25 protein-coding genes and 1 pseudogene are annotated in these 20,894 nt (G+C 58.1%); 13 read left to right on the plus strand and 13 right to left on the minus strand.

The window, feature by feature from the left end; all coding sequences use genetic code 11:
- Positions 1-85: 85 nt before the first annotated feature.
- From C441_RS03950 to C441_RS03960, 4 genes are all read left to right on the plus strand, one after another.
- The gene (locus C441_RS03950) at positions 86-1,000 is read left to right on the plus strand and encodes an ABC transporter ATP-binding protein (RefSeq protein WP_049920424.1); all 915 of its coding nucleotides are present in this window, start codon (positions 86-88) and stop codon (positions 998-1,000) included.
- A complete protein-coding gene (locus C441_RS18895; RefSeq protein ID WP_007273901.1) occupies positions 997-1,806 on the plus strand; it encodes an ABC transporter permease subunit in 810 nt (269 codons plus the stop codon). Before C441_RS03950 ends, C441_RS18895 begins: the two co-directional genes overlap by 4 nt.
- Positions 1,803-2,621: an ABC transporter permease gene (locus C441_RS03955; protein WP_007273902.1), complete on the plus strand. Its 819-nt coding sequence runs from the start codon at positions 1,803-1,805 to the stop codon at positions 2,619-2,621. Before C441_RS18895 ends, C441_RS03955 begins: the two co-directional genes overlap by 4 nt.
- Positions 2,622-2,849: 228 nt before the next feature.
- Positions 2,850-3,188, plus strand: coding sequence for a hypothetical protein (locus C441_RS03960; protein WP_083874876.1), 339 nt, complete (start codon positions 2,850-2,852; stop codon positions 3,186-3,188).
- A gap of 185 nt (positions 3,189-3,373) precedes the next feature.
- Here the strand turns inward: C441_RS03960 and C441_RS03965 are convergent, their stop codons facing one another.
- Positions 3,374-3,805: a DUF7534 family protein gene (locus C441_RS03965; RefSeq protein ID WP_007273904.1), complete on the minus strand. Its 432-nt coding sequence runs from the start codon at positions 3,803-3,805 to the stop codon at positions 3,374-3,376.
- Between the two features lie 133 nt (positions 3,806-3,938).
- Here C441_RS03965 and C441_RS19815 point away from each other — a divergent pair, with 133 nt between their 5' ends.
- Complete coding sequence (locus tag C441_RS19815; RefSeq protein WP_007273905.1) at positions 3,939-4,103, plus strand: hypothetical protein; 165 nt, start codon at positions 3,939-3,941, stop codon at positions 4,101-4,103.
- A 22-nt stretch (positions 4,104-4,125) separates the two neighbouring features.
- Here C441_RS19815 and C441_RS20615 read toward each other — a convergent pair whose 3' ends face one another.
- From C441_RS20615 to C441_RS19820, 9 genes and pseudogenes are all read right to left on the minus strand, one after another.
- A complete protein-coding gene (locus C441_RS20615; RefSeq protein ID WP_007273906.1) occupies positions 4,126-4,437 on the minus strand; it encodes an AzlD family protein in 312 nt (103 codons plus the stop codon).
- Positions 4,430-5,158 carry an AzlC family ABC transporter permease gene (locus C441_RS03970; protein WP_049920425.1) on the minus strand — a complete coding sequence of 243 codons (729 nt, stop codon included), beginning with the start codon at positions 5,156-5,158 and terminating at the stop codon, positions 4,430-4,432. Before C441_RS03970 ends, C441_RS20615 begins: the two co-directional genes overlap by 8 nt.
- A 109-nt stretch (positions 5,159-5,267) precedes the next feature.
- Positions 5,268-5,615, minus strand: coding sequence for an ArsR/SmtB family transcription factor (locus C441_RS18905; RefSeq protein WP_007273908.1), 348 nt, complete (start codon positions 5,613-5,615; stop codon positions 5,268-5,270).
- A gap of 239 nt (positions 5,616-5,854) precedes the next feature.
- Positions 5,855-6,679 (minus strand): hypothetical protein, encoded by an 825-nt coding sequence (locus tag C441_RS03975; protein WP_007273909.1) that lies wholly within the window; start codon positions 6,677-6,679, stop codon positions 5,855-5,857.
- Positions 6,680-6,894: 215 nt separating this feature from the next.
- A complete protein-coding gene (locus C441_RS03980; protein WP_239640805.1) occupies positions 6,895-7,209 on the minus strand; it encodes a hypothetical protein in 315 nt (104 codons plus the stop codon).
- 116 nt (positions 7,210-7,325) lie between these two features.
- Positions 7,326-8,951, minus strand: a complete 1,626-nt coding sequence (locus C441_RS03985) for a hypothetical protein (protein ID WP_007273911.1) — start codon at positions 8,949-8,951, stop codon at positions 7,326-7,328.
- A pseudogene (locus C441_RS03990) lies at positions 8,948-9,732 on the minus strand (ABC transporter ATP-binding protein). The gene C441_RS03985 and the pseudogene C441_RS03990 overlap by 4 nt, the downstream one beginning before the upstream one ends.
- 68 nt (positions 9,733-9,800) lie before the next feature.
- Positions 9,801-10,472 carry an SdpI family protein gene (locus tag C441_RS03995; RefSeq protein ID WP_007273913.1) on the minus strand — a complete coding sequence of 224 codons (672 nt, stop codon included), beginning with the start codon at positions 10,470-10,472 and terminating at the stop codon, positions 9,801-9,803.
- A 141-nt stretch (positions 10,473-10,613) separates the two neighbouring features.
- Positions 10,614-10,787, minus strand: a complete 174-nt coding sequence (locus C441_RS19820; RefSeq protein ID WP_007273914.1) for a hypothetical protein — start codon at positions 10,785-10,787, stop codon at positions 10,614-10,616.
- A 120-nt stretch (positions 10,788-10,907) separates the two neighbouring features.
- On the opposite strand from C441_RS19820, the gene C441_RS04000 reads away from it, so the two are divergent.
- The 6 genes from C441_RS04000 (at position 10,908) to C441_RS04025 (ending at position 15,567) form a co-directional block, all read left to right on the plus strand.
- Positions 10,908-11,735: a DUF6159 family protein gene (locus C441_RS04000; protein WP_007273915.1), complete on the plus strand. Its 828-nt coding sequence runs from the start codon at positions 10,908-10,910 to the stop codon at positions 11,733-11,735.
- A 2-nt stretch (positions 11,736-11,737) separates the two neighbouring features.
- On the plus strand, positions 11,738-12,451 hold the full coding sequence (locus tag C441_RS04005; RefSeq protein WP_049920426.1) for a hypothetical protein: 714 nt from the start codon (positions 11,738-11,740) through the stop codon (positions 12,449-12,451).
- A 124-nt stretch (positions 12,452-12,575) separates the two neighbouring features.
- Positions 12,576-13,022, plus strand: coding sequence for a hypothetical protein (locus C441_RS04010; protein ID WP_007273917.1), 447 nt, complete (start codon positions 12,576-12,578; stop codon positions 13,020-13,022).
- A gap of 327 nt (positions 13,023-13,349) precedes the next feature.
- A complete protein-coding gene (locus C441_RS04015; protein WP_049920427.1) occupies positions 13,350-14,240 on the plus strand; it encodes an ABC transporter permease in 891 nt (296 codons plus the stop codon).
- On the plus strand, positions 14,237-14,995 hold the full coding sequence (locus tag C441_RS04020; RefSeq protein ID WP_007273919.1) for an ABC transporter ATP-binding protein: 759 nt from the start codon (positions 14,237-14,239) through the stop codon (positions 14,993-14,995). The genes C441_RS04015 and C441_RS04020 overlap by 4 nt, the downstream gene beginning before the upstream one ends.
- On the plus strand, positions 14,992-15,567 hold the full coding sequence (locus C441_RS04025; RefSeq protein WP_007273920.1) for a hypothetical protein: 576 nt from the start codon (positions 14,992-14,994) through the stop codon (positions 15,565-15,567). Before C441_RS04020 ends, C441_RS04025 begins: the two co-directional genes overlap by 4 nt.
- A 496-nt stretch (positions 15,568-16,063) precedes the next feature.
- Here C441_RS04025 and C441_RS04035 read toward each other — a convergent pair whose 3' ends face one another.
- The 3 genes from C441_RS04035 to C441_RS04045 form a co-directional block, all read right to left on the minus strand.
- The gene (locus C441_RS04035; RefSeq protein ID WP_007273921.1) at positions 16,064-16,708 is read right to left on the minus strand and encodes a helix-turn-helix domain-containing protein; all 645 of its coding nucleotides are present in this window, start codon (positions 16,706-16,708) and stop codon (positions 16,064-16,066) included.
- Between the two features lie 96 nt (positions 16,709-16,804).
- Positions 16,805-17,290: a hypothetical protein gene (locus C441_RS04040; protein ID WP_152420688.1), complete on the minus strand. Its 486-nt coding sequence runs from the start codon at positions 17,288-17,290 to the stop codon at positions 16,805-16,807.
- 569 nt (positions 17,291-17,859) lie between these two features.
- Positions 17,860-18,264 (minus strand): DUF1648 domain-containing protein, encoded by a 405-nt coding sequence (locus C441_RS04045; RefSeq protein WP_007273923.1) that lies wholly within the window; start codon positions 18,262-18,264, stop codon positions 17,860-17,862.
- A gap of 181 nt (positions 18,265-18,445) precedes the next feature.
- On the opposite strand from C441_RS04045, the gene C441_RS04050 reads away from it, so the two are divergent.
- Both C441_RS04050 and C441_RS04055 read left to right on the plus strand, forming a co-directional pair.
- Positions 18,446-19,384 (plus strand): ABC transporter ATP-binding protein, encoded by a 939-nt coding sequence (locus tag C441_RS04050; RefSeq protein WP_007273924.1) that lies wholly within the window; start codon positions 18,446-18,448, stop codon positions 19,382-19,384.
- Positions 19,385-20,854: a fluoroquinolone export ABC transporter permease subunit gene (locus C441_RS04055; RefSeq protein WP_007273925.1), complete on the plus strand. Its 1,470-nt coding sequence runs from the start codon at positions 19,385-19,387 to the stop codon at positions 20,852-20,854.
- Positions 20,855-20,894: the final 40 nt, after the last annotated feature.

Below are 20,894 nucleotides of genomic sequence, written 5' to 3' on the forward strand. Positions count from 1 at the left end.
CGGTTGTATATGTAGTGCTGGCTCTAATTTTCTGAGTCAGAACATTGGCGTTTCACATTATTATGCCAGTCTGAGGTTTTTCAATATGGCTGCGATAGATGCCACTGACGTATCCAAACGATATCGAACGGAAGTCGCACTCGATCAACTCGATCTGACCGTTGAAGAGGGTGAAACATTCGGGTTTCTCGGTCCGAACGGAGCCGGTAAATCGACCTTCATTAATGTGCTCCTCGATTTTGTAAAACCCACCGAAGGGTCAGTCGGAATTTTCGGATACGACTGTCAGAAAGATGGTGTCGCGGCACGAAACCGAATCGGTGTATTGCCCGAAGGTTACTCAGTCTTTGACCGGCTCACAGGTCGTCAGCACATCGAATATGCAATTCGATCAAAAAATGCTGACGACGCACCTCTCGATATTTTAGATCGCGTGGGAATTCGGGAAGATGCTCACAGGAAGGCAAGTGAGTACTCGAAAGGTATGGCACAGCGCCTCGTGTTAGGGATGGCGCTCGTCGGAGAGCCTGACCTATTGCTTCTCGACGAACCCAGTACCGGCTTGGACCCAAACGGAGCAGCGGAGATGCGACAGATTCTCCGCGAAGAAAACGAACGGGGTGCGACGATCTTCTTCTCGAGTCACATCTTGGAGCAGGTCGAAGCCGTCTGTGACCGTGTCGGAATCCTCCAGAATGGTAAACTCGTCGCAGTCGACACAATCGAAGGCCTTCGTGACGCTCTCGGCGGTGGAACGAAGCTGGCGATCACTGTCGATCAACTTCGAGAAGGGACGATATCAGAGATCAAAACCATCGATGGCGTTGAAACTGCAGTTGCACACGACGATACGTCACTCGAAGTCACCTGTTCGAACGAGGCAAAGATGGATATCATCGTCGGGTTGCGTGACGCTGGTATCGATGTCGTGAATTTCCGGACTGAGGAAGCATCGCTTGAGGATATGTTCATCAAATATACCGATGTTGGACAGCGATGACTTGGAAAACGATTGCCCACAGAGACCGAAAATTGACGGTAAGTGCTCGGTCGGTGAAGATACTGCTCGCTTTGCTTGTTTTCGCCGTTCTCCTTGCCGGATATCTCTATCCAGTGGTGGGTACGAAGCCTATTACTACGGCTCGATTCAGTGGGTTTCTCATTGATCCCATCACGACGATGCTTCCATTTATCGGAGTTTTACTTGGCTATAACGCGGTCGTGAGTGAGCGAGAAACGGGTTCAATATTGTTGTCGTTATCCTTGCCCCAAAGTCGAAAAGATGTCGTCATCGGTAAGTACACGAGTCGAACTGGCATTTTGGCAGTAACCATCGCGTTTGCGATGGTTGGTGCTGGCCTCCTCGTCGTATATCCGTTTGGTGAACTCAACCTACTGCCGTTTCTCGCGTTTACGGTGTTGACTATTCTTTTCGGTGCTGTCTGGAGTGGAATTGGTATCGCAATCTCAATAGCTGTCGCTACCAAACGAAGAGCAGTCACCCTTGGATTCGGACTGGTATTTCTATTCGCTATCGTATGGGATATGATATCTACTGCCCTTGAAATCGGCTTAAACGCCGCTGGCGTTATTGATGGTCGACTTCCAGGCCCAGTACGATTTTTGTTCGCTCTTGAGCCAGGACACAGTTACGAAAGTGTGACGACAGGGTTCATCGATCCGAGCACTACGATTGATGGGCCGTGGTATCTCAACGAGTGGGTAGCGTTGTTGCTTTTGATTTTCTGGACTGTCGGACCAGTGGGACTCACATACCTCCGGTTTGTAGGGCGTGATCTCGCATGAGTTGGCTGGATATTGCATACAAAGATATTGAGGACTCCAGCAGATCGGTGACTGTGTGGCTTCTGTTCGGATTATTGACGGTCCTTATGGTGGGATACACAGTCGCCCATACATATCTTGGGAAGCCAGAGTTCGTGCCACTCATTGGGGGTCTGGCTGGCTTGGTCGCTACGACCTTACCGGTATTTGGAATCCTCTTGGGATACAAGTCCATCGTTCACGAGCGGACGAGTGGGAGCCTCTTCCTTACGTTGGGATTCCCGAACTCTCGTAAGGATCTCGTCGTCGGAACCTTCGTTGTTCGCACAATCGTCCTACTCGGTCCGACGCTCGGATCGCTCACTATTGCCGGGGCTCTCGGTGCATATCTCTATGGAACTGAAGGGGCACTCCTCTATCCGTGGTTCTTGTTCGCAACTGCACTCTACGGGACGGCGTTTATCGGGATCGCTATCGGACTCTCGATGTCTACAACCGTCGACCGATGGATTACTCTCGGATCGGTTGGTAGTTACGTTCTCCTAGTGTTATTCTGGAACGGATTTCACTCGCTGACGCTGCTAATCCTTCATCGATTCGACCTTACTGTATTGAGTGATATGCCGAACTGGGCCCTACTATTCCAGCTGTTAAAACCCGGTGAATCGTACTACCGACTCTTACGACTCGGGTTCGACACTGGACAGGCAGAACGGTACCTCGGTAGTAGCGCGCCGTTCTACGTGGACTGGTGGATGGCGATTCTATTGCTAGCTCTGTGGTGCTTCGGTCCAATCGGACTCGGCTATCTACGGTTCAAAACAAGCGATTTGTGAAAACTGGGAGAAAGAGTTTCTCACGAGCAGGGAAACTCATCATCCTAAATCTCTCCTTGATTTCCCAGGTTTGGCCGAGTTTGCAACCAGGAATTCTCACCGATTTCATCTCTAAGCCACCGAGAAGGCTCTGTTGAGCCCCATCGATCCGACACATATCCTATTGAAACTGTGGGTAACATAAGTATGAACCTAACACTTTATATCGCATCCTTCGGCATTTTTGGTATGGCCCTCCACGACAGCTTTGACTACTGGAGTCTCATCGCTACGTTCGTCGTACTGGTACTGGTCTTGATACTCGTGCTCGCGCAGCCCCCACTTTCGAGGACATTAGCCCTCCTGCTCGGTGTTGCTGTCTTTGCGGCTGGGATGTCTATCAATATCCGCGAGGGTATTCCGTCGTATAACCGACTTCTCGGCGTCTATATCGGTATCTTCGGCCTCGCTGAAATGACGAGTGAGGGTTGGAATCTCGTGAGCGCAGCATTGGTCGTGATTGGTTCCATCTCTGTCCTTGAGCTCGCTTACGAGCGCGTGACGGGGCGCTCCGCCGATATTGTTTGACAATCCCTCAGCCTTGTGTAGACGCAGATCAACAGTTCGTTCTTTTCGGTAGTGATACCACGAATCTACTGCTCGGTGTGGGTGTAAATCCCACAAAACCAGAGGTCCATTCCGTCGCTCTGTCTTGTCGGTGACTGGTAGTGCTAGCTGATCCACTTCCACGAACTACGTAACACCCTCACGGCTTAGACAGAAGTTTCGCCGCTACCGCCGACCGATCCTTGCGTGACAAGCAGATATGAGACGACGAACGAGACGACGAATAGCGGTGGAAGAGCCATGACCTGCGTCACCGGGTCTGGCGGCGTAACGAATACGCCGACCACAAACGAAAGCAGGACAGCTAGCGAGTAGGCGGTGACCAACCGTTCACGCCGGTCGGTTGGTTCCGTCCGTGACTCCCAGTCGTTCCGAACATAGCGAATCCAGATGTAGTAGATCAGTCCGATACCTGCGACGAGAAATATGAATGTCCAGAGCGCCGACCCATTACGTGTCCTGGCCTCCGCGCGGGCCCAGTAGCTCAACGCGACCAAATTCCCGACGTAGATAACGGCTGTCAGCGCGAAAGCCACACCCAACAAGGATGGTTCAATAAGGATCGGAACGAGTTGCACGATTCACCGTCGTCCTTAGACAAGGATAGACTTTCTGTGAAAAAGTAGACTCAGTCGCTTGCGTGGTACGTTATAGTTCGAGACGACAACTTAATGTACAAAATTCATATGTCTTGAAGCAGGTCGAGAAACCATGGTCCTCAAAGATACCCGCCTCACCCTCCTGTTTGTCGTCTTAGGGACGACTCTCTGGCTCATTTCAGGCCAATTCACCGACAGCGAATGGATTCAGTGGGCGATACTCATTGGTGTCGGCGTCGTCATTCCGACGATACTTACTGAAATATCCGGTTCATAGTTGCCCTGTACTCCCGATCTCGTCAAATCAAATTTCGGAATAGTAGAACAGACCCCACTCCACAGACGAGTGCGAGAAACACGTTCTCTGTTCGCCACACTATGAGGAGGACAACAGCGGCGGCACTCCATTCTGCTGGTCCAGATGTAGTTAACTCTGGGCCGAGAATGGAGAGTACTATCGCACCAGGCAGTATTTCGAGTCCTGATTCGAGCCGCTGTGAGAGGTTGATGCGGCTAAGCAACCACAATCCACCTGCTTTCGTCAAATATGTCGTGACGCTCATTCCGACGATTACAGCGACAACAAATGGGTCCAATTGAAGATTAGTCATCGAATCGAATCACCTCCAGCAAAAATCCAGCGAATCCGCCGAGAAGGATGTACCAACGTCCCGGTAGAAACTGCGCACTAAGAACAGCGATAGTGAACGCCGTTCCCCATGGAAGTACGCTTGATCGCCCCTCCCAGAGTTCTACGGCGATAGCAACGAAGACAGCAGTCAGAACGAAATCAAGTCCATACTCGGTTGGATCACCGATAACTCCACCTGCAACAGCACCGATTATCGTTGCGAGTATCCAGAACGACCAGATTGTGAGGCCACTTCCGAGAAGATAGGCGCCCTGTTGTTCCCCGGACTTGAGCTTCCCCATCGTGAGTGCCCAATTTTCATCGGCTGTGAAGAAGACGCTCACATAGGCTTTGAGAGGAGACAGCTGCTTGAACCAAGGACGAAGTGCCGCTCCCATAAGCACGTAGCGAAGGTTAACGATAGCTGTCGTTCCGATAACTGTACTCACCGAAAGAGGGGTTTCCCATAGCTTGATAGCGATCAGCTGTGCTGCGCCTGCGAGGACAGTTGCGCTCATAAGTCCGGACTCGGCAATACTCAATCCTGCTTGTCGAGCAAGGACTCCAAAGACGATCCCATAACCAGCCACGCCAAGAGCGACAGGGATACATTCGAGAAAGCCAGCTCGAATACCCTCTAGAGAAAATTGAACGGCTTCATCGACAGTAGTAGATGACGATGTCGTAGTATCAGTACCCATATCTATCCCTTTGGTGGAGGCTCCAGTTGATAGATTGAACGACCATAGTAGATCTGTGAAGAAGAAAAACACCGTAAAGATTCGGAGAAACTGGTTTCTCCAGTGGTGGCTATTCTTCTGTGAGAAGCCGTTTCTCACTCAGAACACTCTGGACGAGTTCCGCACCACGTTGAGATAAAATGTACTTTCCTTCACAAGGACGCACAAGATCTTCCAGCTGTCGAAGATGGTAGTTGAACCTACCCTTATCCTGAATTGCAATTGATTTCCGTAGTTCCGTGTATGAAACCGGTCTCGACTGGTCAAATAAATGTGTGAGAATTTCAAGCCGAGTGGGGTGTGACAGAACAGCGAAAGTGTCGGTTGCGCCTTTAAGTTCGGAGGGATCTATGACATTATCCGATTGGACCTCCGTTCCTAACTCACCATCAGGCCAGAGCCAGTTTGGAATTGCCATAATGTGAGCAATTTTTTGAAACACTATAAATTTATCAGAGTTCTACGAGGGTGTCATAGAAGACTTCTCACACCTACACAGGGATCGTTCAAAGCAGAGTCTGGTAAGAACCAGCACGGACTCTCTTGGTGTAAAATCGTGAGGGGCGATACCAGTACCAGTAGCAGCCGCGTGTGTTCCGTCTGTATGTGGCGCTCCTGTGTCACCGTCTCTCGCTGAGCAACCGACAGCGGCGCATCTCATACAATCTCCAATCCGTTTGCCAGCGAGAGGCTGGCGATAACCGCAAACCCACCCGAGGCCAGTCCGTACTTTAGGAGCTGCCGGCGAAGACTTCTACTGAATTCAGCAAACCCTTGATCCGAAAGTAATAGCGGGGTCTCGTCGCTTCCCTGGAGCACGGGGGTGCCCTGATCAACCGTGACTTCCCCGCAGACCGCCAGCATCTCACCGTCAAGGATAGCTCTCGCCTCGAAATACTCATCGTCTCGGCTCTCGGCGGCGGCATCTGCACCGAAGAGACCCTCTACATCGGCAACGGAGTTGGCGATCCAGTGGTCCTCCAGATGGATGTATTGCGATCTCCAGCTACGCTCCGACAACCGGGTCGATACCGTCCACTCCGGAGACACTGTTGTGATATCGGCGCTGTCGTGGGTCTCAGCCAACCAGTCTGTGTTGATACGAATCTCGCGCTGACCATCGTCGACCGAAAACGTTCCGGCCTCAATCCCGGATGCATACGTAATCATATTCATATCTGCTCCGGGCTCTTCGGCATCAAGATTGTAGTTATAGGACTCGGATTCCTTGAGCCGCCACACGTACGCACCAATCGACTTCGCCTCATTGATCGGAAAAGAGTTGCTTAGTGGCGGTGAGTTCCTGACGTTTACCGTCCCCTCTATGGCGATGGTCTCGCCATCGACGAGCGTTGATGGACTCTCGTCTTCGATTGCCGACACAGATCGGTAGAGTATCCCGGCGGTGATGGCTCGGTAGCCCAACCACAAAGAGGTAGCAAGTAGAAGTATCCCGACAATAGTACTCACCGCTTCAACCATATTCGTCTGCACCGCTTGGATGTACTTTATATATTGGGGGAAGGAATCCCTTAGGGAGCCCGTTCGGCCAGTTCACATCAGCCGTCCTTGCCACCACCAGCGTCACCGCCGTAGCTCAACGTGCGAGCAGAGTCTCACGGCTGATTTGCCTCTGAGATCGTGAAATTAAATCACCGTGGCAACGCTTCTATGACACCCTGGAGTTGTACTGTTATTCACGTCTCGGGGGCTGCAGTCGATGTCTGTTCAAGGGCGATCCCCGCATAGACACCGCCAATCCAGATTCCACCTAAGAGAAGCATTACTGTCAATCCTTCAGTGAGAAGCGAACTGTGTTGCGGAAACAGCATTATGATCGGGGTGAGGACTCCGAGGATCGTATACCAGAATTTATTGTGAGAACCTGACCACCGGGTCCGATATTGTGGAAATGCGAGAAACCCGTAGCCACTGATCGTCCAAACCAGCGTGAGAACGATCCCGATCCACAGATCACCCTGCTTGAAACCAAAACTGTAGCCGAGCAACACACCGACTCCGACTCCGGAAACCAACGATAATCGCTTATTCACAGGTAGTGAACACAATTCGACGGTCGAGTGATAAGAGCTTCTCTCGGAGGTTGATTTCGAGTCCCTGAGAGGGGTCAATCGAGGACGTAGCGTCGATATATCCGCTGTGAATACCAGTACGAGAGGATGGGAAGACCGACCGTCGGAAGGAGGTACACACTGAGCCCAACGACAAGAATCCCAGTCACGATCAGATTGCCAGTGAGCCCGAACCAAGTAATCCCGAGCCCGATGAACGTTCCCCCCATCACGACGAACGAATACGCAATGAGTACGAGCGTCGACGGAGCGACGGTCTCTGCGCCCCAGAGTTCACGTTCCTCGTAGATCGGATACGCACAGCCGAGTCCCAGAGCGAACAATGCAGCCATGAGGCTGAACCAAGCCCCGACGGTCGCGAATGTAATCCCGTAGAGTGGTCGTGTTCCGGCTGCGATGCTGGCGAGCGGAACGAGGATGGCGAACGGTAGGCCGACAGCGAGGCCTGCGAGCACCCGTCCGCGGAGAAACGTTCGGGGAGTCGTCTCGGTGAGGAGCACCAGCGGGAACTGCGGGCGATCGTCACCGAGGGGATTCAGTCCGAACGTTGCTCCAGATAAGTACACCCCGAATAGAACGCCCGTTCCTGCAACGAGTAGCGGGAAGCGCTCGCCCGATGAACTCTGGAAGAACGTCCCGGCCATCGGTCCCACCAGGAAGACCAGCATGAGCAGGTGCGAGAACTCCTGCGGATGCCGGACGGCCCGAAGGAGGTATCCCCAGGCGATGCGGCCCGCCTTGGTCCACGAGAACGGTTTCGGGGGTGAGAATCCCCCCGACGATACGGCCGTCTCCGACGACGTGTCCGTTGTGCCAGTGCGAACCGGATCATCGGTGAACCAGAGTGCTGTCGCTTGGCGCTCGGCGACAGCCAGACCGACCGGTGTGAGCGCGATCCACGTCACGAGGACGACCACTGCCATCGGCGTGACCGTGATCGAAACCGGTGTACCGATCAAGCTGAGAGTAAGGTAGTCGACTAGCGGGGCGAACGAGAGGAGAGACAGCAGGGTTTCGATTGAAACAGTCCCGGTGACGAGATATCGCGCCGCGACCTGCGAGAGGATGACGATGCTGATGAGTGCGAGCACACCGCCTACTTTGAGCATGCGACGAACGGTCGGCAGTCGCCGGAGAACGCGGAGAACACCGATACCCACGGCGTAGCCCCAGACGGCCATACAACAGACAATCGGTACGACTACGATGCCCGCCGTGACGAGGAAGATCGGTGAGCCGAGGCCGACCGCGAACGCTCCGGCGATCGCGACGAGTGGAATTCCGAACCAGAGCAACAGCCTCCCGATTTCCGCGGTGATGAGACCGACGACGACGGCTCGGGGATGTACGGTTGTGAGGAGGAGATCCTCGGTATCGACGCTACCGAGACGCTCCATGGTACGTAACGCACCGAGCAGGAAGAGACCGACCGGGAGGAGTGTCGCCGCTGGCTCGAAGTACGGTATTGTGGCAATTGACCGGGCGCTCCGCCCGAGCACGTAGATCGGGGGAAGCAGAAAGAGCAGGTTCCCGCCGAAGAACAGGAGGGCAACGGCGAGACCGAGGATTCGTCTAGTGTCTCGGGCATAACCACGGACGCTTCGAATGAATTCAGCACGCCCGATGCGTCCGCCGTGGCGAAGATCCTGGCGCAGATTCATCCGTCACCCTCGGCTGTCGCCCCGGCGGCGACGTCGACGTCGCTAGTGACAGCGAGGAAGGCGTCTTCGAGCGTACTGCCCGCTCCGGTCTCGGCACGTTCTTTCACTTCGTCCGGCGTGCCCTCGGCGACGAGTCGCCCTTCGAAGAGAACGCCGACAGTGTCTGCAACTTCCTCGACGACGGGGAGAATATGTGTCGAGAGGAAAACGGTCGTTCCCGTGTCGGCGAACTCGGTGATCGACTGACGGATGGTTCGTGCGGCCCGGGGATCGAGCCCACTCGTCGGTTCGTCGAGAAAGAGAACGTCCGGGTCGTGAAGGACGCTCTGGATAAACGCTGTTTTCTGCTTCATTCCCTTGAGTACGAACTGATTCGCTTCCCGGCATCGTCTGTGAGCTCGAAGCGATCGAGGTGCGAATCGATATGTTTCCGAGCAGCTTCAGGGGGAATGTCTCTGAGGTCGGCGACGTACTCGAGCTGCTCGCGGGCACTGAATTCCTCGTACAGCGGTGGTGTTTCGGGGAGATAGCCGACGTGTGGAACGAGTGCACGGCGATCCTCGACGGGCGTCCCGGAGATACGAGCCTCGCCTGAAGTAGGAGTTGAGAGCCCGGTCAGGAGACGCATGGTAGTAGTCTTCCCGGCGCCGTTCGGTCCGAGAAAACCATAGACCGTTCCGGCCGGTATGGATAGCGAGATTCCGTCGAGTGCGGTCTCGGAGCCGTAGATTTTCGTCAGATCGATCGCTTCGATGGCGACCGAACTAGTTGTGGAGGGCATGGAGACTACAGGATAGTTCTGAGAAGCGCCCCCTATACGTTACGGACATCGAGGATACCGGTTTGAGGTCAGACCTCCGCCTCAGATGGCGAATCCCCACGCTGCTCGATCCGCTCGTACAGGTAATACGAGTAGACTACCGTCGTGGCGGCGGTCAGGAGGGCCGGCACGACGAGGAAGTAGATGGCGTAGTCACCGAACAGGAGTCCGATCAGCGTCAGTATCGCGGTGAGCTTGAACAGTCGTCCTCCGAGTGCATGCGTCCGACTCCAGACCTCTTCGCTGCTCAGCGTCCATGGCGTGCGGATACCGACGAACCAGTTACGTCTCGCGTGTGTCACCAGGACACCACTGTAGTAGAGAAGGCCGGCGGCTGCGACGAGAATCAGGTAGACGAAGTCGAACTCGTACCCGAGATTGAACGCGACGATCCCGGCGTGAACGAGGAACATATACCCTGTGAAGATGACGACGAACCAGTCGTAGTAGGGACGGAACTCGGTGATGTTCTCTCGAAGTGGATCGATTCGGGGGATGACGGCAAACACGACGACGAGGCCCGCCGTCAGTGCGGGAATGAGCCACAGTGCGACCATCTTTGACATCGTTCCGTTCGGGTCGCCGGTCGCGTTCCAGTTCGAGACAACCTGGTCGGGAAGTGACGGCGCCGCGATGAGACTCACGAGGCCCGAGAGGATGACGAACCCGGCTGCCAGCGCGAACCGACCTCGAGTGTTCATACGAGTGGTACGACAGCGTCACAGATAACTTGGCGTCCTGGACGGGTCATTCGATTGTGGGGCGGGGCGGTCAGGAGTGTGAAGACGACCCGGCGTAGATACGGTCACAACACCACTCTACCGCTCTGGAGATGTCCCTGTCTACCGGCTCGCCAACGCGGCGCCGATAGCGATACCGATGCCCATCCCGATGGCGATACCCGATGCAATATTGTCCATCGCAACTCCGAGTGCAACGCCAATACCAGCCCCAATCGCAATACCCACACCCATCATCTTCCCATCCACGCTGTCGTTCGCTTCGTCTGAGCCCATTAGCACCGATGACGGAGAGTACTACGAAATACTACTCGCTACGCAGCACAGAAATGTGGTGCTCCGCCGGGCAGCGTTCTCTCCCCGTGATTTATCTCGTGAAAACGAGTAGCCAGCACCATGCCCTCCAAGTACAGACGTAGTCTCGACATCACGACCGAGAGCCTCGACGTGTTCAGACAGCATACGAGCCTTGCGGTACTCCCCGCCCTAAGCCTGCTCGCTGTGGGCAGTGCGTTCGCCGTCCTCACCGCCGTCGCGTTCCAGTTTGGTATTGTTGACTCGCTGTTCACCAACGACCTCTACAAGTACGGAGCGCTGTTCTGCGCGTTTGCGATCTCCTCGAGCGTGGCGACGTTCTTCAACGCGGCCGTCGTCCACTGTGCGTCACGGGTCTTCGACGGCGAGCAGACGTCTGTCCGAGACGGGCTCACTGCTGCGTGGCGTGTCCGGCGGCAGATTGCGCTCTGGGCGGTCGTCGCGGCGACCCTCGGCACTGTGCTCTACATCCTCGACGAGAAGTTCGGAGCAATCGGCAGCGTTGCACGACTCGTGTTCGATCTCGCGTGGGCGCTCCTGACGTACTTCATCGTCCCCGTCATCGTTCTGGACCACGAGACGGGGATTCGGCGACAGCTCCGCCGAAGCGGCTCCCTCTTCACGGATACGTGGGGTGAGAGCGTCTCCGCAACGCTCGGCGTCAGTCTCATCTTCCTCATCGCAGCCCTCCCCGGCCTCGTGCTCTTGGCCGTCGGCTACTTCGTGCTTCACGGAGCCATCGCAGCAGGCGCCCTCGTCGTCGGTGGGCTCATCGTCGTCGCCGCAATTGTTGGTTCTCAGACCGTTACGGCTATCGTCAGGACGGCGCTGTATCGCTACGCGACGACGGGTGAGCGCGTCGGGCCGTTCGAAGCGCGAGAGCCGGCTTCCGTCTTCCCCGAGAAGTGACGATGCCGATGTACGATCGGGGAGCGCCGGAAGATCCCGTGATCATCGATCGGTGGTCCGGCGGCCTCGGATGGCTCGCATACCCCGATGAAACCGGGATGCGAGCAAGTCACGCGTTCGTCGGAGACAACGGCGGTGTCTGGGTCGTCGACCCGCTGGACGCCCCCGGAATCGACGACGAACTCGAGACGCTCGGTGAGGTGACTGGCGTCGTCGTTCTCTCGAACTACCACGCCCGCGATGCCGATACCTTCGCTGCCCGCCACGACGTTCCGGTCTTCCTCCCCCAGTGGCTCTCTCGTGTAGCCGAGCAAATCGAGAATCCCTCCGAGTACGTGGTCGAGAATATCGGAACCTCTGGATTCGAGATCCGTCGTTGTGCGCCGTTTCCTGGGTGGGACGAGGCTATCGCGTACCGCGAAGCTGACGGAACGCTGTACGTCCCGGACGTGCTGGGAACAGCACCGTTGTTCACTGTCGGAGAGGAGCGACTGGGGACGTACCTCCTGTGTCGTCTCTTTCCACCCCGGGGCGCGTTCGAAGATGTCTCACCCGAACGAATTCTCGTCGGGCATGGAACCGGACTGTTCGAGAACGCACCGACTGCCCTCACAGACGCACTCGCTGGAGCGCGACGGCGGTTTCCCGCAGCACTCCTGCAGAACGGCTGGGGACAAATTCGGGCGCTAACAGCGGCACTTGGGAGTGGTCGATGATTGGATTCTCAGGGATGCACAGCGAAAATCCTGCCTCGTACCGATTACCCTGCTCAATTGACCACGGAACGATAGAGATGCCAGAGCGGGTGGTTTCTGACGACTACTCCCGGTTTCGTTCGTAATGCCCTCCATTCTCTCGGTTGCGATCGGGAGCTTCGTCGGATTGTGCGTCGGGATGGGCGTTCTCTGCTCGCCGATGCTGGTGAGTTCGAACTGTCGACGACTCTTCGACTCAGGGCCGTTCGACTACATCGTCTTCAACTACGTCGGAGGAATGGGTGTCTTCACCTTCATCCACGTCGCCCTCATCTTCGCTGGTGCTCTCGTGAACTACGTCGTACGGGTGCAGATCAGTTGGTGGTTTCTCGGAGTAACACTCGTTCTCGCTGGCGGCGGGTGGATAATTGGGAGTGTTGTAGTTCCGCGATACGGCTGGTGGCAACCGACCGAATCTGGCTTGGACGGTCGAATCGTCCTCGCTGTAACGGCAATTTGGTACGTCGTCTGCACGCTGATCCTTGCCGCTCTCTTCGCGTTCGCGTGGTTTCTGGCGTATTATCCCGGCTGAGGAGCGTCGTGGAGACGATATACCCCGCCGACAACACAAGATACAGCCAGCTACAATCCAATTGGGAAGTATGGAACGTTCAGATTCGGACTTCCAGTCGGACGAAGATGAGAATGACGATGCGCAGATTAACAAACCACTCGACCGCCTAATCAATTTTCTTGCGACATATCTCCCGTGAACCACCTCGGGGATTGACCCCGAAGCACTCGTCTTGCTTATCCGTAGAGCTGTCTCTTACGGATAGTACAGGTCGAGTGCCTCGTCGTTTCCCTCGATGAGGCACACTCGACAAGATATATCACTCATGTAGAATTAGACAGATTAATGCGTTGGTCCCCGCTTGCTCGCAAAGAAGCCCGAACAGTCGCGACCTCCAAGGGCGTCTGGCTGCTCGCCGTCCTCCTCGTCCTCTGGGGCTATCGGCCCAGCTACGTCGGCTGGGATGGCCTCGGGTCGAATATAACCGCTGGATACGTCCAGGTCGCGGGAACAGTGCTCCTCCCGCTCGGCGTTCTCCTCCTGAGTTACCAGTCGATCGTCGGTGAACGAACCTCCGGGAGCGTCAAGTTCGTTCTCGGACTCCCCTTGACGAGGACTGATGTGCTCCTCGGAAAAGTCGTCGGACGGACGGCCGGTATCGCAGGGCCGGTCTCCGTCGCCTTTCTCGTCATAGCTGGAATCGGACTGGTCGACCACGGACTCTTCGATCCGTTCCTGTTCCTCGGTACTGTCATCGTGACACTCCTGTACATCGGTGTACTCGTCTCGCTAGCTGTCTCAATCTCCGCCGTCGTCAGCAGAGCGGTGACGGCCGCCGGAGCCGTCTTCGCGGGAGTCTTCCTCCCGCTCGTCCTGTTCTGGACACGAATCAGTACGACTGTGTTCACGCAGATGACCGGGATTCCCGTCAATCCCTTCGAACCGCCGGCTTCGGGGCCGCTGTTCTTCCTACTTCGGCTCTCCCCGGCGGGTGCGTATCACGTCGTCTCGAACTGGCTACTCGGCGTCGGCAACTCCGCGAACATGTACAGCCACGTCCTCACGAAACTCCAGCCTCAGACGTCGACGAACGCGTACGTCGTCGAGGCGACGTTCCCTCCCGGTACGGCCCCAGTCTACCTCCACGAGGCCGTCGGTCTCCTCGTACTCCTCGCCTGGCTGGTCGTCCCGCTGGGACTCGCTCGCCACCTCTTTACGCGAGATGATGCGGTGTGAGCGACGTCGCGATTCTAACCGAGGGGCTGACGAAGCGCTACGGATCGATGGCCGCCGTCGAGAACCTCGATCTCGCCGTCAAGCGTGACGAGATCTACGGCTTCCTCGGTCCCAACGGGGCTGGAAAGTCCACGACTATCGGTATCCTCATGGACTACATCCGACCCACCGATGGCCGTGTCCGCGTCCTCGGCCGTGATCCACTGACAGACGTCGTCGACGTCCACGATCGGCTGGGCATTCTACCCGATCGATACAGCCTCTACGACGGCCTCACCGCGCGTCGACACCTGGAGTTCATCATCGACACGAAACGGGCCGGTGATAGCCCGGAGACGCTCCTCGATCGAGTGGGACTGGAGGACGCGGTCGACCAGTCCGTGGCAACGTTTTCACAAGGGATGGAGCAGCGACTGGCGCTCGCGATGGCGCTCGTCGGCGAGCGGGAACTGCTCGTCCTCGACGAACCGTTCACCGGGCTCGACCCACACGGCGTCCGGACCGTCCGGGAGATCGTCCACGAGGAGAACGAACGTGGGGTCGCCGTGTTCTTCTCCAGTCACGTGCTCGGGCAGGTCGAACTTGTCTGCGATCGGATCGGTATTCTCCACGAGGGGCGGCTCGTCGCTGAGGGCTCTATCGAGGAACTCCGTACTGAAACGGGCGTCGGACCAGACGAGACGGTTGAGGAGATATTCGTCTCGGTGACGGACGGACACGTTCCTGTAGAGGAAATCACGGAGGCCGACCGATGAGGCGACGGACGCTGCTCGGCGCTGCCGCCGCGTCGATGGCAAGTCTTTCGGGCTGTCTGGGGGCGACCGAGTACACCGTTACGGACGTTCGGGTGGGTCAGTCATCAGCTCCCGTCGGACTAGATGTCAGTATCACGGAGCCTAACGCCGTCATTGAGCACCCTGCCCGTCTCGAATTCACGGTCACGAATCAAGGAGAAGCGCCAATACGGGTACGGAACACGGGTATCTGGCCGTTCGGACTACTGGAACTCGTCCCCTCGCTCGAGACCGAAGAGGCCGGGGGGACGCTCCTTTGGACGAGTCGATACGAGGAGAGTCAGTACGTCGATGCAACGAGTCGCAGTAACTACGGCACGGAGGACACGCCGCTGATCCACACACTCGAACCAGGCGGAACTGCCAGCGAGACGTACGAACTTCACGGTGACGACATCCGTGGGGCGGGAACCAGGTACGTTCGGGGCGAGTTCGAGCCTCCGATCCTCGAATATTCGACCCAAGAATCCGAAGCGTGGCAGTCGTTCCTGCCGGAGGTCACGGTCACCCTCGAGAAGACCGGCCACCTCTGAAATGGCCCACTCTGTATGGTTCGAGCAATCTACCCGCGTGGTTCGGGTATTGACAAGAAGTGGGTTCAACCTACAGAGAGATGTATTCAGCAGTCGGTCGCACTTCGTTCTAGTGAATTCTCGACTAAATGGCCGCGATCCGAGGTTGCGTCAGAATCTGTTCAAGCAGATCTCGAATTGAGAGAGGATCCAGATCTCACAGACCACAATCGGTATCGGAAATAATGAGTATCCTATTGTCATGGGGACAGTTCGGGACTATTTGGAGGAAGCCAATCACCCGAATGTTCGGGGTACAGTTGTCATATTGTTAGGAGCAGGGTTTGCATTGCTGATGTTCCTCAACAGTCCCGGTTTTACCAATCCGTACTATCTGTTCGGGGTTGGGATAATGATATTCGCGGTTATCTGGGCCGCAATTACGCTCATTTTCTGCGATCAGACAACCTATTAAAGCTGCTACTCACCCACCGTCTCGAACGATTGGCTCCAGGGGTCACCGGCATCCCGAGTGGTGCTGCTCCATGAAGAATTGCTCTAGCACCCGTGCGGCCCCGCGTCGAATCGTCTCGCTGACTGTCGAGGGGTCTACCCCGAGCGTGTCGGCCACCTCGGCCAGCGTACATTCTCGTGGCACCTCGAAATAGCCCATCCGCTCGGCAACCGTGAGGCACTCCAGTTGCCGGCCGGTGAGCGGGCCTCCCCCTTCCTCACGATGGGTGACCGACAGCAGTTCGTAGCAAAACCCACTCACGTCCAGGCGGTCGCCGAATGCGTCGAACTCCTCTCGAGTCGCGGTAACGCCGAACGTCATCACACCGTCCTCGACGACCAGCGGGAACTCGGGGAGGAGTGAACTCGCCCCGAGGAACTCGAAGAGTGCCTGATCGCGCGTCACGTACTTCGAGAGCGCACGCTCGGCGTCGCAGTGCAGCCGTTCGTGTTCGAGGATGTCCGGGTGATCGCAGATAGCCTCGGTGACTGCCATCGGATCTTCGGCCTGCGTCTCACCGAGTTCGAGCGTCCGGTCGTCCAGTGGGACGCCCGTGAGGAGCCGGAGGGTCGCGTCCGGGAACGCCCGAGACACTTCAGTGATCCAGAGCTCTTCGCGGAGCCACAGGCGGAACCGAGCCTGAATCACCGGCTGTCCCTCGTGTCGACTGGCTGCTCACACGTCACACCTCCTGCGTGGTAGCGGCGGCGTATAGCAGTTGTCCACCCGTTGGGCGGCAAGTCGTTACGCCAGTTCTCGCCTCCAGAGTAGAACTGAGTAGAGCGCCCCGACCACGACCACGAGTATTAGTGCGAGCAAGACGGCGAACGCGAGGTAGCCAAACAGCGGGTTCGCGTAGGGGAGTATCACGTCCCCCGGCGGTTCGACCGCCCACGGTGAGAGGTGGAAAAACACCAGCATCCCGGCACCGAGCGTCATCACGACGGTCCAATAGCGCGCGCTGGCCCGGCCGGTGAGCGAGAGCGTGAACCCCAGCACCACCAGCGGGTAGATGGCGAGGCTGTAGGTGAACGGATTCACTTCGGGAGTGATAGGCCAGCCGACGTGGTTGCCCCGTATCACATGGTCGAGGTGGTGGGTCAGTCCGAGGAGCGTCGCCACGGCGAACACGAGGTACGCACGCGGGCCGAGAGTGCTCGTCTGCGGGGTATTGGTGGCCGTCTCGGGAGACGTCTCGGCAGATCGGTTCGAGTGGGTCGTTCGGGTCATCTTGTCCATATGAATCGTTCGGTCATCTCGGTGAGAATGTTAGCCCAACATGTTGGGTGAATCTGGAAACGCCTGCTCACGGACTGGGTAGGTGTGACGATGAGTAACAACGGCAGTAGCGTACTCGGGATGGATTGATGAGCGTACGAAGTATCTGGTCGCGCTCGCGCCAGCAACTCGGACACCTCGTCCTGGCGACGGTGTTGGGAGTGTACCTCTATTCGCCGGTGGGAGACGTCCCGAGCGTCGAACTCGTGGTACAGGTGCTGGTGTTTCCGGCGCTCGCGCTCTCTGGCTTGCTGATGTGGAAGGGACACCGGATTGGGGAGCGAGTGGGTCCACCTTACGTACGACCGCTGGCAGGTGTCGATCGGGAACGAACAGCGGTACGGTACGCAGACAGGAACTCGGTCGGTGGATGCTGCGTGCCAGCCACCAATCCCGGACGAACTGGTGGTTGACGACCCCATCCGGGGTGCTGCGTGACAATGATAGACTCCTGCAACGTGCTGGAGAGGATGCCATTGCGGCCAGCGGGTCTGGTCACCTGCGGTACACGCCTCGCAGGGTCATCCAGTGGTGGCTCCGATACGTGCGCCGTACGTCGCCACGAGGATGGCCACGGCGCCGGGCGCGATGGCGAGGAGTGGGTTCTCGAGGAGGCTGAGGTTGAGTGCGACCTGGAGGTAGGCTACGCCCGCGACCACGCTCAAGCCGGCCCGTGGGCCGAGTCGGACCTCCCACCCTGCGATCACGGTCCCACCACGGAAGTAGCCGAACGCGAGAAGGGCGATGGCGGGTGTCAGGAGGACACCAGGGAGTGCCGGGACGACGGTGTTCGGAGAGCCGTCGGCGGCCCAGTGGATGGCCACCTCTGCGGGGAGCACCGGGAGCGTGAGTAGTCCGAGGACGAGCGAGAGGGCGACCGCGGTGAGCGACCCGACGTCGGCCAGCCGGAGAGTGCCTGTACTCATGGTCGCGGGAGGGTTCGAGCGGTGAATAGGCGTTTCTGCAACTGTGGGGAGTCGCGGTGTCGTCGATCTTGATGCTTACGAGGCCGGTGGCCGATCCCGAGCGTCGAAACGGCTCTAACGAGTCTCATACTGTAATTGAGAACTTGAGAACGATAATGTTTTGTATTTTTGAAAGTGACTGATGACTATGCCCGACGCACAGACGGCGGCGGACGGTGCGGTAGCCGACACGACGGACGACGACACGGGCCGTGGCGGGCCGCCGGCCGTCGTTGTCGAGGACCTGCATTTCACCTATCCGGGGAACGACGAACCGACCCTGCGGGGACTGGACTTCACTATCACGGAGGGCGAGGTGTTCGGCTTTCTCGGCCCGAGCGGGGCCGGCAAGAGTACCGCACAGAAGGTCCTAATCGGCTTGCTGGAGGACTACGACGGGCGAGCGAGCGTGTTCGGGCGCGAGGTGAGCGAGTGGGGTGGGGCGTACTATCAACGCGTCGGCGTTTCCTCCGAGTCGCCGAACCAGTATCTGAAACTGACCGGGCGGGAAAATCTCGAACTGTTCGCGGCGCTGTATGACGGCGAGACGCGCGAACCGGAGGACCTCCTCTCGATGGTTGGGCTGCTCGACGCCGCCGACCAGCGTGTCGAGGCCTATTCGAAAGGGATGCGGATGCGCCTGAACTTCGTCCGGGCGCTGGTTCACGACCCAGACCTACTGTTCCTTGACGAACCGACCTCGGGGCTGGACCCGACGAACGCCCGGAACGTCCGCGATATCGTCCGCGACCTGCAGGCCAACGGGACGGCGGTGTTCCTCACGACCCACGACATGACTGTCGCCGACGACCTCTGTGACGAGGTGGCGTTCATCGTCGACGGAGAGATCTCCGTCGTGGACGCGCCAGCCGCGCTGAAGAAGCGCCACGGCGCGCCACTGGTCGAGGTGGAGTACCGCAGCGATGGCGTGCTGGAGACGGCACAGTTTGATCTTGAGACCATCGGGACCGACACCGCGTTCGACCGATTGCTGGCCGCGACACGGGTCGAACGCATCCACTCCAGTGAGGCCACGCTGGAGGATGTCTTCATCGCGGTCACCGGCCGGGAGCTGGTGTAGATGTCCGTCTCCACGATGCTGCGCTGGGACAGCCGCCTGCAATTCCGCTACGGCTTCTACGCCGTCTACGCCATCGTCACGATGCTGTTCGGATTAGGCCTGAGCGGCCTCCCTGAGTCGGTGCGGACGGCCACACTGGTGATGGTGCTGTTCGCCGACCCCGGCTTCCTCGGGTTCTACTTCGTCGGTGCACTCGTCCTGTTCGAGAAGAACGAGGGGGTGCTACACGCGCTGGTGTCATCCCCGCTGAGTGCGGACGAGTATCTCGTCTCGAAGACGCTCTCACTCTCGTTCATCGCCAACCTCGGCGCGCTCGTCATCACGCTGTTCGTCCACGGCTCGGCGTTCCAGCCCGTCTGGTTTCTGCTCGGGCTGGGGCTGACCGCGGGGCTATTCGTCCTAGTCGGCTTCGTCGCCGTCGCCCGATTCGACTCGCTGAACGCCTACTTCCTGACTGCCATCGTCTACATCGTCCCGCTTTCGCTCCCGCTCCTCGACCACTTCGCGGTGGTCGAGAGCGCGCTGTTCTACCTGTTTCCGACACAGGCCTCGCTCGTCCTCATCGGGGCGGCATTCGAGGCGACGCCCGCGTGGGAACTGGCATACGCCGTCGGCTACCTCCTCGTCGGTATCGGCGTCGCCTACGTGCTGGCGCGTCGAGCCTTCGAGCGCCATATCGTTCGTGAGACCGAACGGAAACCGACGGCAGAGGTGGAACGAGGGAGTCTGCTCGCCGGGCGGTCGCTCGGCCCCGTCGCCACGCTCGCCGTGACCGACCTCCGCAACTGGATCCGCGACCCGCTGCTCGTCTACATCGGGCTCTCGCCGTTCCTCCTCGGCCTGCTGGCTCGATTCGGCGTCGCGCCGATAGACGCCGCCGTCGGCTTCGTCGACCTTGCCGCCTACTCGGACGAGATACTCGCCGCGTTCCTGTTCACCCCCGCCGGCACGCTCGGGTTCGCGGCCGGCTTCTTCATGCTCGAAGACCGCGAGCAGGGCGTCCTCCAGGCACTCCGAGCAACGCCGCTCACTGGACGGGGCTACCTCGCCTACCGCGGCGCAGTGTTCCTCGGCCTTGCGTTCGTCTCGACGCTTGTGATGGTGCCGCTGGTCAACCTCGGGACGCTCCCGCTGGTCCCGTACCTTGCTATCGCGCTCGTCGCCTCGTTGCACACCGCGGTCGCGGGCCTGTTGATGGCGAGCTTCGCGGCCAACACCGTCGAGGGTGTCGGCGTGAGCAAACTCCTCGGATTCCTCATCATCGCGCCCGTCGCGGCCATTGCGCTCGTCGCCGAACCGCTTCAGTTCCTTGCCGGCGTTCTCCCGCCGTACTGGGCCGCGAAGGCGACCGTCGCGGTGCTGGGCGGTGCGGCGCTCGGCGCGATCGGGAGCTACCTCGCAGTCGTCCTCCTCGTTCAGGTGGCACTAATCGCCGGCCTCCTCCGGCTGTTTCTCCGACGGGCCGATTGATGACGGAGACGACTCCCCGGTCGGAAACTCAGGACATATC

This window comes from Haloferax sulfurifontis ATCC BAA-897 (genome assembly GCF_000337835.1).
In the GTDB taxonomy this organism is placed as follows: domain Archaea; phylum Halobacteriota; class Halobacteria; order Halobacteriales; family Haloferacaceae; genus Haloferax; species Haloferax denitrificans.